The following is a 13,597-nucleotide window of genomic DNA, read 5'->3' on the forward strand; positions in this document are numbered from 1 at the left end:
AACTAGCCGTGCAAACCTCCTTGCAGCCTTGGGCGATGCCGATACGGGCCGACTGCGATTTGGATCAGACTCGTTTTGCCTTGCGGCGTTAACCGGTAGATCTCATCGCACACAGCCGCATCAAAGGCGAGCAGCGGATGTCCTCCCATCCCGAGAGCGGATGCCGCAAGCAGTAACCGCTGCACGAGCATTCCCGCTTCCATCTGTTGGATGCGGTATCCTCTGTAGCCCAGTTCAGACTTGTAGTGCTCCTTGTCCCCCGATACGTGCAGGCAGAGCGGCACCTGGAACAGATTGACAATGTCTGGAGGCGTCCCCTGCAGCAGCCGGAACCGGTGGTCACCGGGACGTATGGGCCGCAGCGCATGAGCTGAGCGGTCATAGCGGTAAGCGCCATCCGGGACGCCTTCTACATGATGTAAACAGCCATGCAGCGATACCCGGGACTCCGGCGGCCGTCCATGCGCTCCATCCAAGTCGTTCCAATACGGGAAGGATGCCGTCGCCTCGTGAAGCAGCGCGGCTACTTGCAGCCGGCTTACCTTGGCCAACGCGAAATCCATCGCCGGCGAATACCGCTTTCGGCAAGCCGAAGCCAGATCATAGGACAATCGCTTCACAAGAGGCAAGGCCACCGCCCGATCCCCGCCCTCAGCGGTTCGTCCTTCCCCGACCTGCCGGAACGATTCCCTCGAATCCAGCCGGGACGCTTCATTCATGCGGATCAGCATCGGGTACTCCACCATTCTCCGCGACCGCACATAGTGGTCGTGCCGAACCACAGGCAGCTCCTGGCCTAGTTGTGCGGCCGACCCCATCGTGCCTCCGTCGCTCCCGACCCCGAACCATGTGACCGCAGGCTCCACGGACAAAGGAATGACGGCGTACACGCTCTCCTCATTGTCGTTGAGCCCTATAAGATGGTTGACAGCCCGGTCGAGAAACTGGAAGTAAACCCCCGAAGCAAACTTGTAGCGTTTGGCCACCTCCAGCAGCTGCCCGATCAGCACGCCGGCATCCAGCCCTTGAAGGCGGTATGAGAAATTATGGTATTTAAAAAAGTTTTTCCAATACATCGCCGACACAAAAACGGCGGCGAAACAAGCCGACACCTCGCAGCGGCCGCCAAGAGCCCGGGCCAGATACGAATCGAAATGTCCTTCGCGCAGCAAGACCAGGCGATGGTGCGCGGCATCGTAGTGGTATACCCCGGCAGGCAAATCGTCCAGTTTCAGATACACGTACAATTCATTGGCATACAGCCCCCCGCCTGACGGGGCAAACCGCCGGCAGGTTGAGCTCAGATCCGCGGTTTGTTCCGCAGGATCCGACCAAAAGACGGATTGACTGAACTGCGTGAGTCCATAGGTGTACCAGAGGAAATGACCGATTTCGCGAAGAGCGGGCATCGAGGGCGATACCCGTCCCTCAAGCGTCAGCGGGATTTCAGCAGACAACGGGACCGTAGGCAGCCCCCGGTAGAGCTTATAGGCAAGCGGTGCGTCTTCCCAATCCACCTCCCAGTCCGCGGGTTTGTTCTGGTCGATGTCAACATGCAGATGGCGCAGAAAGGCATCCAGACTCATCTTTCCCTCCTACTCGCGTTTATGGAAACGGATGCGGATGCGGATTAAGCTGTTCAGGTGTGAGCGGCTGCTTCACATAGCCGAGTTCGGCCGGAACCCGCAGCACCCTTTCCAATCCTGTCAAGCGCGTCAAGTGATGTCCGAATGTCATCGGCAGCATGCCCGGTATCAGTACTTTCACACAGTGCAGTCCGTTTCGCCTCATCTCCGCTGTCGTCTGATTCACGACGATGACTTCGAGGTTCAAGCGGTTGAACACTTGAATCAAACTCATCAGATCATCAGTCAGATCGGCCCGTCTCTCCCTTGGCTTGAATTCTTCGTTAAAGGTTCGCAGCGGGCGCTTCTCATCGAGCAAAAAGTGCAGGCGTTCTTCCGCCTGCGGCAAACCGTACAGCATGGAGTGGTGTTCCATCTGCTGCACCAGGGACGAATCTTGGAGCATTCGCGCATATTCCTCCCGGTTTGCCTCAAATTTCTCGTCCATCGTCCGCATCATACCGGCCAACTCGTAAATCGCGCCTTTCACCGCCCGGATCGGGTCCAGATGGGAGCCTGCTGCACAGATGAGGTTCAGCCCGGTCGGCTTCCTGTTTTTCGCCACGGCCCAGACGCTGGGGATCCCGTTCTCCATCGTCGCGTTAAATACATGCAGATCGAATCCCGCCACGGCCTGCACACGCTCGACCATCAACTGCAGCTCCTCGTCGTCCGCTGAACGAAGCTCGAGGCGCGGGAGCGGCAATTGCGCGTACCAGGTCAGCAAGAAGGAATCGCGCTCCACGATCTCCAAAATACCGTAAAATATAGCTTCCTCCAGGCTTCCGCCCAAGGCGCAGCCGTTGGAGGTTTCATAAACGAAGCCGTGTCCGCAGCCCAAGCTGTAATAGGAGAGCAGCTCCGGAACGAGAATCGGCCGTTCCTGCAGGAACGAATAGCCCCATACCCAGTCGATTTTACGATCGGGATGAAACGGCTTGAACGGAAACCTGGGACGCTCATACTGCGCCTTGTCGTGCACGCCAACCTGGAAAGGGTTGAGCGCTTGGTCCCGCAGACGGCTGAAGCTGTCGCGGATGACGGTCCGCTTGCCCCGGGGAGTAACGCCGCCGTAGCGCTCCAAAGCCTCCAGAACGGCGGTCAGCTCGCTTTCCGCATAGGAGTGCGTCCGGCCCGCCGAAACTTCATCGCCCGTGAACAGCGGCTGGTTCACCGTTACATCGGCAAACGGCGACACGAGATCTACCATTTTTCCGTTCAACAGGCCGGTCCGGTAATCCAAGTAGTCTTTGAGCAAAACTTGCTTCAGTTCGTCCAGCGGACGGCAGCGGAAGCTGTCCGGGCTGCTCTTCGGATTAGGCTGCAGCGAAATGTGCGCAGCTTCCGGCGAATCGTCGGGCACTTGCCCGCAAACGGAACAAAGCGGGTTGGGCAGGAAGAAGTGAAGCGAGCTGCGCAGCGTTTTCAGGTTGATGGCATATACCTTGTCTCCCAGTAAGGCCGGTTCTCCCTGAAGCGCTCGCCGGGCTTCCGCCGCGAGCAGGTGAGCCGCCTGCAGCAGTCCTGTGCGAGACGCCCACGCATCGCGGCGGAAGCCCTCGTGCGCAGCCAAGCTTTGCCGCAGCTCCCACATTTCCTTGCGGTCTCGCCCCGCCATCAGATGCCGCATGTCGGCGCACTGCGAGCACCCGGGGATACCCGGGCGAACCAGCGGTCCGATGAGGCCCTCGCCGAAGTGGACAAAGCCCCGTAACCAGGCAATGCCGGCCGACTGGAACACCTCTTCGGCCTCATGATACGCGGAGGGATGCCACGCATCATGCAGCAGCAACGCCAACTCCGCTGCTTGCGGGATGCCATCTCTCAAACCTGTTTGACGAACGACCTGATATTGGGCGGACAACTCGCTGCATACATAGTCGGCCAACAGTCCATCTCCGACAACCGCGACGACAGCGCTCATTGATGCTCCTCCTCTCGCCATACCACGCCGAACGCACCCGCCAGCTCCTCTTCCCACAACGGTTCCGCCGTCAGCTCGAAGACTTCGAGCCGCTTCTGATTCCGCTTCAAGACCTGCAGGGCCGATTGCAATACCTTCGACTGCTCCCCGTCTTCACACGGGGAAATCACGAGGCTTTGCCGTGCGTTTCTTTCAGGCTGCAGGGATAACACCTCGACGGCTTGCGTCAGACGCGCCGCCGGATGTTGTACCTTCAGCAGCGCCTGCTGCAAGGCTTGCCGCAAGGCCAGCGTCGCATTCAACCCTGCACTGCCGTACCAGCGACCGCCCGTTCCGATCCACGCTACGGGGAATCCGCACAGTTCCTCCCCCAGCCCGATCATCGGTTCTCCTTGCAAGGTAGTCAACGCCTGTAAATAATACCGGCAGCGGTCATCCTCTACCGCTCGAAGCCGCAGCGGAATGACCGTTGTCTGCCGCTCCTCTTGCCGCTTGCGCAGTTCCTCGTCCAAACGATGACGCAGCCCGCGGCTAACGCCTTCCGCGACGGTTGCCCCTGCTCCCACACCGACGAATTCATGCGGTTGCACAAGCTTACCCTCTGCCAGCGGCCGGACCATACGCGACAGATACGCTTCGATCCCGGCCAGTCCCGCTTCCCTTCGCGCTTCCTCATGCGTCAGTCCCGCAGCAATGATGTCCGGCAGCGGCATAACCGGCCCCTCCGAGAGCGGATCGGCCGGCCGGACGCGGCATAGCGCCAACGGCAGCTGCTTCAAGTCGCCCTCCTCCCAACTGTGGAAAATGCCCGATTGCGGCGATGTCAGCTGGTTAAAGAAAGGAAGCAAACCCCCGGATTCATCCCCGTCCTTGCTGTGTTCGAGCCGCACATCGAGATCTTGAACCCATTGGACGGCGGCACGTCCGGTCACCAGCGGATGGGGGACGAACGTATGCCAGCCGCCTTCCAGCGTCTCCAGATCAAGGAGGAAGAATTGATTGTACAATTCCGCTTCGGTCATGCCCGTAATCGTTTTAAACAGCTCAAACACAATGACATTCGCGAGCATCGCTCCCGCTACGGAAGAAAACGGGTGCAGCTGCGGGTCTTTGTCGATGGCGGACCGGTGTATCCGGCGCCAAGCCGACTCCCAGCACCCCTCGGAGTCCGGGTGCACCACAGGGCCGGCGAAACCGACCTGCTGCATACACATGGCGGGGAGAAACACCTTCTTCTCAGCTCGGCAAACCGCATGAAGAGCCCTCAGTTCCTCGGTATTGCCCTCCTCCGACACATACAGAATCGAATGAAACGGCTGCACGGCTTCGCGCCAGCCCTCTTGCAGGCCAACCTCTACAAGCGCCGCCTCGGGATCGGCTCTGCGGGCATGCGCCTCCAGTTCCGCCAACCGCCACCGGTGGGCCGGCTCCGACTTCGTGATCAGCACGTGGACCTTAGGCATGCCGGATTCGAACAACGCCGCAACGAGCGAGGCCAGGAAGGAACCTGAGCCGACCGCCAATATCGGGGCTTCCCGATAGGATTGGAAACGGTACGCGCCCGAATCGCCGAAATTGTCCAATAATTCAATTTGCGGGGCAAAGTTTTGGAGAACTTCGTCCGGCAATTGATGCGGGCGGTCTTGACTCACATCCCGGACAAAACCGTTTTCGTACATTTTTCCTGCGATTTCATACACCCGATTCCGATACGGTTCCGGTAATCCGTTCGTCAAATCGTCCAACGTGTACTTGCCGTTGAACACCGGGATCAGCTTCTCGATCCATTGATCGATCGTACTGCCTTCCAACTTGAACGAGCCTGAGTTATTTCGAAAATAGACATGGCCATCTGGATCAGGAAGAAAAAACGTATCCCCTTTCACTTTCAGACGCATAGAAGGATTCAAACCCGTCATTCCGCTCCTCCTTACCGCGAGCAGCTTTATAAGCTGTGCCCTCACGTTTTATCTTTATCTTATGTACGGCTTGTTGTCCCACTTGCCTAATCTTTTTCTTGTTGAGAAAAAACCCCTGCGAAACAAATGCATGGTCTGCGCAGGGGTTACCTTTTCTTCAATACCAGCCGCGGTTTCCTTCAGAAAACTAGCCTGCGAAACAACGGTGGGCACAACCGCCGCAACCGCCGCAGCCGCCGCAGCCACCGCAGCCGCACCGGAAGCCGCCACAGCCGCACCGGAAGCCGCCGCAGCCGCACCGGAAGCCGCCACAGCCACAACGGAAACCGCCGCAGCCGCATCGGAAGCCGCCGCAGCCGCACTGGAAGCCGCATAGTCGAGCCGGATCGTACTGGCCTTGGTACTCCATAGGTACCATCTCGCCTGCTTGGAATTCACTAATTTTCAATTGTTGAAGCTCTTTTTTGAAATCATCCATGATTTAACCTCCGAAAATTTAGTTTAGTTGGAGTTTGCCGCGTAACAGGAATGTGCAGGAAGCACGAGCTTTAGGCAAACGCACCATCCAACATATACTGCAACTTATGAACGAGGCTCCGCTCTTGTTACTGATTTTCTCCTTTTTCTTTGCAGCCCTTGGCCACATGCAGGCCCCATCCCGCTTCCATCGGCGAAGATTCCAAAGCTGCCTATACCTTCTTGCCCCGGAAGCTTCCCCGCATCATGGAAAAAACAAATAAGGCACCCTCAACAGGTGCCCTTACCGCTTACCGCACAATGAGAAATATATTTCCGCAGATTGCGCATCGGACCTGATATCCGAACGCCTTCATCCTTGTTCCCTTTCAAGGACGAAGGCTATTCCTTCAGTGTGTAGCCATTGATCTTCAAGTGAGCTTGAAACATCTCCGCTGCTGAAGGCAAGTTCTCTTTCGAAGGCCACGTGTCAACATCCCAAATTTGAGATTTGTTTAAAGCTCTGGAGCAATGGATAAAACATTCCTCCACCTCAACCACAACGCTAAGTAAAGGAGGCTCTTGGTTCGCGGGCCACTTCGGCATAACGTCAGCGGTTTTGACTACACAGGCACGTCCATTAATCCGCAGCACTTCATGGAGTCCGGGGATGAGAAAGAGAAGTCCGGCATGAGGGTTGGATAAAATGTTAAACATTGAATCCCCCCGTCTGTTGCCCGGTTTTTCGGGGATCATCAATCGACGCTCATCCAGAATGTGCACAAATCCCGGCTGATCCCCCCGGGGGGAAACGTCGCATTTCCCTTCTGCGCTGCTGGTCGAAATGAATACAAGTGGCGACATGGAGATGAAATCCTGGGTACGTTCATCTAACTGAGCAACACTTTTCTTTACAACCGCTTGGTGAGGCGTCCCTACCAGCTCTCTTAACTCGTTCTGCGAACGAATGGAAAGTTCAAAAATATCGCTACCGTCCATGGTTGAATTCCTCCGTCTTCTGGTCAAAAATGGTCATCGTCATCCGCCTTACTTCACTCTCATCAGCAAATACACAAAATACGGTGCGCTAACCATGGAAATGACCAGTCCGGCGGGAATCTCGGTGGGCGGCAAGGCGTTTTTTCCAATCGTATCCGCCAGCAGCAGGATGAGCGAGCCCAACAGCGCCGCTGTCGGCAGCAGCATCTGATGTCTGGGCCCGACAAGGCGGCGGGCGATATGGGGAGCGATGAGGCCCAGGAAGGAGATTCCTCCCCCGGCAGCCACACCGAGACCCGCCAGCGCCACCGCCAGCACGAGAAGGATGAGGCGCTCCCGGTCTGCACGAACACCGAGTCCCATCGCCACCGGACTGCCCAAATTTAATACATTAAGCGTATGAGCTTTATACAGCGTGTACGGAAGCAGCACCGTATACCAAGGCAGCAGCGCCCATACAAACGACCACTGCGTCGTCCACAAATCGCCCGACAGCCAGACCGCCGCTTTCATGAAGTCAAGCGGATTCAGCCTCAGCTGCAGGGCAATCAGGATAGCGCTCAGACCGGCGTTAATGCCTATCCCGACCAGAATGAGACGAGTGGCTTGAAGTCCGCGCTTCCAGGCAAATACGAAAATGAAAACTGCGGTCAATAAGGCCCCGGCAAAAGCAAAGAGCGGCAGCATGAACGTGCTTAGCGTGCTCAGCCCTCCGGTTGCAGTTTGAAACAAGGTGATATAAACGACGACCGCTAACCCCGCTCCCGCATTAATCCCCAGGACGCCGGGATCCGCCAGTTCGTTGCGCGCCGCGCTTTGCAAAATAGCCCCGGAAACCGCCATGCCGGCGCCAACGAGGAGCGCCAGCACGATGGAAGGCAGCCGAATGTGCAGCAGGATCAGCTGCTGTTTCTCGCTTCCGCTGCCGATGAGCGTCCGGAATACTTCGCCGGGTGACAGCGAAACGGCGCCGAGGTTCAGGCTGACTAAAGCGACAAGAAAGAGGAGCACCGCCAGCGCCAGCATCGTCCAACCAAATTTACCCGGCATGCTGTTCATGAGAACCGTCCCCCTTCTCTTCGGACTAAATACAGGAAGAACGGCACGCCCATGGCGGCTGTCACTACGCCAACCGGCGTTTCGTACGGCGGACTGATCATCCTTGCCCCTACATCGGCCAGCACCAGCAGAAAGCTGCCCAGCACGGCGGAAACCGGAAGCAGGAAGCGGTAGTCCGGCCCGACCAGCATGCGGCTGATATGAGGGACAACCAGTCCTACAAAGCCGACCGCCCCCGCTACGGCAACCGAGCTGCCCGTTAACAGCAGCACCGCGAAGACCCCGAGTATTTTAACCAGCATCACATGGATGCCCAGTCCCTTCGTCACTTCCACTCCCAGATTGAACAGCGTTAACGAGCGGGCGAGCAGGAGGGCCAGCGGAATGCCGATCGCACCGGCTGCCGCAAGCATCCGAACCGCCTTCCAATCGGTATTGGCCAATCCGCCGGCATACCAGAAGCTCATCTCTTTCGACACGTCAAAATGCAGCGCCACCACGGAAGTGAGCGAGCTCAGAAACATGCCGATCGCCACACCGGCAAGAGCCAGCTTGACCGGCGTAATCCCCCCTTTGGAGACGGAGGTAATCGTAAAAACAAAGAAGGCCGCGAGCCCCGCGCCGATCATCGAAGCGGCTGTCGCCCCAAGCGCCGAAACGCTCGGGAACAGCGTCATCGTGATCACGAGAGCGAACGCCGCCCCGTAAGAAACCCCTAGGAGCGAGGGCTCCGCGAGCGGGTTTCTTGTCATCGCCTGCATAATAGCGCCCGATATCGCGAAATAAGCGCCAATCAATATGGCCGCCAGAGCCCGCGGCAAACGGATTTCCCCGACGATTTGGTGAGTCGTATTACCGGCTTCATAATGAAACAAAGCCTCCCATACGGTTGCCAGCGTCAAGTTTTTCGTCCCGTAAACAAGAGAAAGGGCCAGCGCCAACAAGACACAAATGATGCCGACGGAAAACATCAAGCCGGTTCGCGCCCCCCGCCCCGCAGGTGCCTTGATTTGTCCGAACTGGTTCGTTGCCAATTACATTCAACCTTCCTAAACCGTTAATAGGGTACTGATGAGAATTATTATCATTATAAAAGTATGTAACGCTTGTTTCAATCACTTTCGCATAAAAGAGCCCGATTATGAAATTAATGGATGTTGACGATTATTTTGAGAATGGTTATCATTATCGTCGGAAACACATTCGAAGGAGGCCACTATGCTATTTCGCAAACAAACGATAGGATCGACCATTCTTATGATCTGCGCTTTATTCCTGCTGGCCGCATGCGGCAGCAATGACGGCAAGAGTACAAGCGTGAACGAAAGTCATAAACAGGCTGGAGCGGAATTGAAAGTAACGGACGCGATGGGCGAGGTGACCGTTCCCGCAGACGCCAAACGCATCCTCGCGCCGCACCTGGAAGATTCGCTGATAGCACTGGGGGTAAAGCCTGCGGCCCAATGGTCGATCGGCGCTACGGTGCTCGATTACCTGCAGACCGATTTGAAAGGCGTGCCTACAATCGGTTGGGATTTGCCGATCGAACAAACGATCGGAGCTGACCCGGACCTGATTATTTTCAGCTCGGCATCGGCTGTCCAAAACGGGCAGTACGAAAGCTATAAAAAAATTGCCCCGACTTATATTTATAAAGATGCGGATAGCGCTGACTGGCGGAAGCAGCTGCAGATCATGGGCCAGCTGCTCGGCAAAGATAAGGAAGCCGCCGATAAGTTGGCCAGTTACGATGCGAAAGCCAAGCAGGCCAAGGAGAAGATCAAGGCGGCAATCGGCGACCAGACAGCCGCGATTCTTTGGGTGATCGGCGACCAGTACTATCTGTTTGAGAATAACCGGTTTGCGGCGAACGTCCTGTTCGGTGACCTCGCGGTCGCTCAGCCGAAAATGATCCAACAACTGCCTGCGGCGGAGAACACCTGGAAACCGATTGCTCTTGAAGCATTGGCCGATCTCGATGCCGACCATCTGTTCCTTGCCAGCAAGCCGGAAGAAGCCGGTCTGGACAAACTGAAGCAGAGCGCGATTTACAAAGGACTCAAGGCGGTCAAAGGCGGTCACGTGTATGAGATGGCCGATCCGAGTCCCTGGACGATCAGCGGCCTCATAGCTAACGAAATCACGATGGATCATATCGTTAAAGCCTTAGTGAAATAACGAGGATCGTTACAAAGAAACTCCCGGCTGAGCATACCGTCGCTTGGCCGGGAGTTTTTCGATTATTTTTTGCAAAACCTCCCGCACGTTCTACCGGCAGGCTGCTACCTGCTTCTCTCCTGCGTACCTCTGATATAGGAGATCCAATACACGAGCGCAACGAATAGCGAACCTCCAACCGCATTGCCCAGAAAGACAGGAATGAAATTACTGCCCCAATCGGCCCAGCTGGCATGACCTGCAAAAATTGCAGCCGGAATGATAAACATATTCGCGACCACATGCTGAAAGCCTATAGCTACAAAACCCATGATTGGAAACCATATGGCCACAATCTTCCCTGTGACATCGTCGGCCGAATAGGAAAGCCAGACGGCCAGTCCGACCAGCCAATTGCACCCGATGCCGGATACAAACGCCTGAAGAAAAGTTTCACCCAGCTTCGCATCGACAATCGACAGCGTTTTCGCCAAGAATGGACCTTCGGCCGTTAGCCCGACCACATGACCGAAAAGGAACGCTACACAAACAGCGCCCAGAAAGTTACTCACGGTGATCCAAAACCAATTCCGCAGAAGTTGACGAAATGAAGCTTGCCCGGCAAGCATCGCCATCGTTACCAGCATCATATTCCCGGTCAGGAGCTCCCCGCCGCCGACGATGGTAAGAACGAGACCTAACGGGAACACAGCCGCCCCTAGAAACCCGGACAAACTCCCCCACTCCTTGGGCATGCTCCCGCTGACACGAATATCCAATAAAAAGCCTAAAGCGATAAATGCGCCGGCCAAAAAACCGAGGGACAACAGCGTTGGAAGGGGCAAACTTATTTTGCGCTTGCCTGCCTCGATGCTTAATTCCGCGACCCGTTGAGGAGTATTGTAAGCCATTGATTACCTCCAACCCTTATTCCCTGTTAGGTTTTCCCTATTTGGACTTGTTATTCCTGATTTCTTTTCACAAATTTAGAGTTGTTTTTTTGTAACAAAACTGTATACTTAACAAGCGGTGTAAATAATTGTTGCCGCATTCTTCATCCTGTGTAAAAATAATAAATAGTAGTTTCTTACTTGCCATAGGCTTGATATGAATTAATTTTATGAAGGTGGTTGAACAACAGTGAGTATTCTTCAAACGATGAGTCAAGAAGAAGTGAACGCAAGAGATTACGTTCAGGACGTATACGAAACCGTCGTCAAACGCAATCCTCATGAAAGCGAGTTTCATCAGGCAATCAAAGAAATCCTCGAATCCCTAATCCCCGTTATCGCCAAGCATCCGAAGTATAAGGAACATGGCATTCTGGAGAGAATCGTTGAACCGGAGCGATTGATCAGCTTCCGGGTACCTTGGGTAGACGACCAAGGGATTGTAAGAGTGAACCGCGGATTCCGCGTACAATTTAATAGCGCGATAGGGCCTTTCAAAGGCGGATTGAGATTCCACCCTTCCGTCAACGCCAGCATTATTAAATTCCTCGGATTCGAACAAATCTTTAAAAATTCCCTTACCGGCCAACCGATCGGCGGGGGCAAAGGCGGATCGGATTTCGATCCGAAGGGGAAATCCGATGGAGAAATTATGCGGTTTACCCAAAGCTTCATGACCGAATTGTTTAAATATATCGGCCCCGATACGGACGTGCCTGCCGGCGACATCGGCGTAGGCGCCAGAGAAATCGGGTACATGTTCGGCCAGTATAAACGAATCCGCGGTGGCAATGAAGCGGGCGTGCTGACAGGTAAAGGCATTGTATACGGCGGCAGCTTGGCACGTACGGAAGCTACCGGATACGGTACCGTTTATTTTGTTAATGAGATGTTGAAATCGAAGGGATTAAGCTTTGAGGGAAGCACGGTTGTCGTTTCCGGATCAGGCAACGTAGCGATTTACGCGATCCAAAAGGCCACCCAGTTAGGCGCAAAAGTCGTTGCATGCAGCGATTCTAACGGGTACGTCTATGACAAAAACGGAATCAATCTCGAGACGGTACAGAGATTGAAGGAAGTCGAAAGAAAACGCCTCAGCGAGTATGTGAAGGAGCATCCGGACGCGATCTACTCGGAAGGCTGCCAAAACATCTGGACGATTCCATGCGATATCGCGCTGCCTTGCGCTACGCAAAACGAAATCGATGAGACCTCCGCCAAAATATTGGTCTCGAACGGTGTTCAAGCCATCGGCGAAGGCGCCAACATGCCTTCCACGCTCGATGCCATCGACGTATTCTTAAAAGCCGGTGTGTTATTCGGACCCGCCAAAGCCGCCAATGCGGGTGGCGTAGCGGTTTCTGCGCTCGAAATGTCGCAAAACAGCATGAGATATTCGTGGTCCTTCCATGAAGTCGATGACAAGCTCCATCAAATTATGAAAAATATTTATAGAAACTCCGTCAACGCCGCTGAGGAATACGGGCATCCCGGTAATCTCGTGGTAGGCGCCAACATTGCCGGATTCCTTAAAGTCGCGGATTCTATGATCGCGCAAGGTGTCATCTAATCATGAACCAAGCACCTCTTCTGACGAAACGTTGGAAGAGGTGCTTTTTTTTCCTATCCATGGGGCAGTCGGGGCTTCCTGAACGAAAGAGGGGAATAATTCGGATGAAGCCGCACATCCTAACCACATGAATGGAGGGAATGTAAAAAATGGATGCAGGGCCTGAAGATATGCTGTACATGAGAACATTAATAGCGAATGTCGTTTTTGTCGGAGAACCGGGGAGCGATGACTGGGTGTTGGTGGATGCGGGTGTCTATACGTTTGCCGATAATATTGCAGATACCGCGAAAAAACGGTTTCGTTCCGTTCAGCCGCGAGCCATTGTACTGACCCACGGACACTTTGATCATGTCGGGTCACTTGCAGATTTATTGGAGCTCTGGGACGTTCCGGTATATGCTCACGAAAAAGAACTCCCCTATCTTACGGGGAAGGCGGATTACCCCGAGCCTGATCCAACCGTCGGAGGCGGCTTGATGTCGCAAATATCGCCTCTTTATCCTCGTAAAGGCATCGATATCGGTGAGCGGGCTCAAGCGCTGCCGGATGATGGCAGCATCCCCGTGATGCCCGGCTGGCAATGGATTCACACACCCGGACATACGGAGGGGCATGTTTCCTTATTCCGCGAATCGGACCGGACGCTCATAGCCGGGGATGCTTTTATTACAGTCAAGCAAGAATCAGCGCTCGCCGTCATCACGCAACGTGCAGAAATTCATGGACCTCCCGCTTATTTTACCGTGGAGTGGGACAAGGCCTGGGCATCCGTCAAACGCTTGGAAGCTCTCAAACCGCTCTTCGCCGTTACAGGACACGGCATCCCTATGTTCGGGGAAGAGCTTGAGCAGGGACTGGCCAGGCTGGCCCGCGATTTCGATAAGCTGGCGATTCCGGAGCATGGCCGATACGTCCATCATCCTGCTGAAGTATAA

General features: G+C 55.1%; 11 protein-coding genes. 3 read left to right on the plus strand and 8 right to left on the minus strand.

Annotation, left to right across the window (positions count from 1 at the left end):
• Positions 1-2: 2 nt before the first annotated feature.
• From JMF85_RS04080 to JMF85_RS04110, 7 genes are all read right to left on the minus strand, one after another.
• Positions 3-1,586, minus strand: coding sequence for a SagB family peptide dehydrogenase (locus tag JMF85_RS04080; RefSeq protein WP_201317798.1), 1,584 nt, complete (start codon positions 1,584-1,586; stop codon positions 3-5).
• 19 nt (positions 1,587-1,605) lie between these two features.
• Positions 1,606-3,549, minus strand: coding sequence for a TOMM precursor leader peptide-binding protein (locus tag JMF85_RS04085; protein ID WP_201317799.1), 1,944 nt, complete (start codon positions 3,547-3,549; stop codon positions 1,606-1,608).
• On the minus strand, positions 3,546-5,468 hold the full coding sequence (locus JMF85_RS04090) for a putative thiazole-containing bacteriocin maturation protein (RefSeq protein ID WP_201317800.1): 1,923 nt from the start codon (positions 5,466-5,468) through the stop codon (positions 3,546-3,548). The genes JMF85_RS04085 and JMF85_RS04090 overlap by 4 nt, the downstream gene beginning before the upstream one ends.
• Positions 5,469-5,522: 54 nt before the next feature.
• Entirely contained in the window at positions 5,523-5,906 is a 384-nt protein-coding gene (locus JMF85_RS04095; protein WP_201317801.1) for a hypothetical protein, read from the minus strand.
• 420 nt (positions 5,907-6,326) lie between these two features.
• On the minus strand, positions 6,327-6,923 hold the full coding sequence (locus tag JMF85_RS04100; RefSeq protein WP_127605228.1) for an MSMEG_1061 family FMN-dependent PPOX-type flavoprotein: 597 nt from the start codon (positions 6,921-6,923) through the stop codon (positions 6,327-6,329).
• A 48-nt stretch (positions 6,924-6,971) separates the two neighbouring features.
• The gene (locus tag JMF85_RS04105) at positions 6,972-7,982 is read right to left on the minus strand and encodes a FecCD family ABC transporter permease (RefSeq protein ID WP_127605230.1); all 1,011 of its coding nucleotides are present in this window, start codon (positions 7,980-7,982) and stop codon (positions 6,972-6,974) included.
• The gene (locus JMF85_RS04110; RefSeq protein WP_236595729.1) at positions 7,979-9,016 is read right to left on the minus strand and encodes a FecCD family ABC transporter permease; all 1,038 of its coding nucleotides are present in this window, start codon (positions 9,014-9,016) and stop codon (positions 7,979-7,981) included. Before JMF85_RS04110 ends, JMF85_RS04105 begins: the two co-directional genes overlap by 4 nt.
• 184 nt (positions 9,017-9,200) lie before the next feature.
• Between JMF85_RS04110 and JMF85_RS04115 the strand changes: the two genes are divergently transcribed.
• Positions 9,201-10,160: an ABC transporter substrate-binding protein gene (locus tag JMF85_RS04115; protein ID WP_127605232.1), complete on the plus strand. Its 960-nt coding sequence runs from the start codon at positions 9,201-9,203 to the stop codon at positions 10,158-10,160.
• A 104-nt stretch (positions 10,161-10,264) separates the two neighbouring features.
• Here the strand turns inward: JMF85_RS04115 and JMF85_RS04120 are convergent, their stop codons facing one another.
• Entirely contained in the window at positions 10,265-11,050 is a 786-nt protein-coding gene (locus tag JMF85_RS04120) for a formate/nitrite transporter family protein (protein ID WP_127605234.1), read from the minus strand.
• 247 nt (positions 11,051-11,297) lie between these two features.
• Here JMF85_RS04120 and gdhA point away from each other — a divergent pair, with 247 nt between their 5' ends.
• Both gdhA and JMF85_RS04130 read left to right on the plus strand, forming a co-directional pair.
• On the plus strand, positions 11,298-12,659 hold the full coding sequence (gdhA, locus tag JMF85_RS04125) for an NADP-specific glutamate dehydrogenase (protein ID WP_054799229.1): 1,362 nt from the start codon (positions 11,298-11,300) through the stop codon (positions 12,657-12,659).
• Positions 12,660-12,808: 149 nt separating this feature from the next.
• Positions 12,809-13,597, plus strand: a complete 789-nt coding sequence (locus JMF85_RS04130; protein WP_127605236.1) for an MBL fold metallo-hydrolase — start codon at positions 12,809-12,811, stop codon at positions 13,595-13,597.

The sequence above is a fragment of the Paenibacillus sp. EPM92 genome (assembly GCF_016586185.1).
In the GTDB taxonomy this organism is placed as follows: domain Bacteria; phylum Bacillota; class Bacilli; order Paenibacillales; family NBRC-103111; genus Paenibacillus_G; species Paenibacillus_G validus.

Coding starts and splice junctions, on each gene's coding strand:
- JMF85_RS04080 (WP_201317798.1), bottom strand. CDS start 1,586: ATGAGTCTGGATGCCTTTCTGCGCCATCTGCATGTTGACATCGACCAG.
- JMF85_RS04085 (WP_201317799.1), bottom strand. CDS start 3,549: ATGAGCGCTGTCGTCGCGGTTGTCGGAGATGGACTGTTGGCCGACTAT.
- JMF85_RS04090 (WP_201317800.1), bottom strand. CDS start 5,468: ATGACGGGTTTGAATCCTTCTATGCGTCTGAAAGTGAAAGGGGATACG.
- JMF85_RS04100 (WP_127605228.1), bottom strand. CDS start 6,923: ATGGACGGTAGCGATATTTTTGAACTTTCCATTCGTTCGCAGAACGAG.
- JMF85_RS04105 (WP_127605230.1), bottom strand. CDS start 7,982: ATGAACAGCATGCCGGGTAAATTTGGTTGGACGATGCTGGCGCTGGCG.
- JMF85_RS04115 (WP_127605232.1), top strand. CDS start 9,201: ATGCTATTTCGCAAACAAACGATAGGATCGACCATTCTTATGATCTGC.
- JMF85_RS04120 (WP_127605234.1), bottom strand. CDS start 11,050: ATGGCTTACAATACTCCTCAACGGGTCGCGGAATTAAGCATCGAGGCA.
- gdhA (WP_054799229.1), top strand. CDS start 11,298: ATGAGTCAAGAAGAAGTGAACGCAAGAGATTACGTTCAGGACGTATAC.
- JMF85_RS04130 (WP_127605236.1), top strand. CDS start 12,809: ATGGATGCAGGGCCTGAAGATATGCTGTACATGAGAACATTAATAGCG.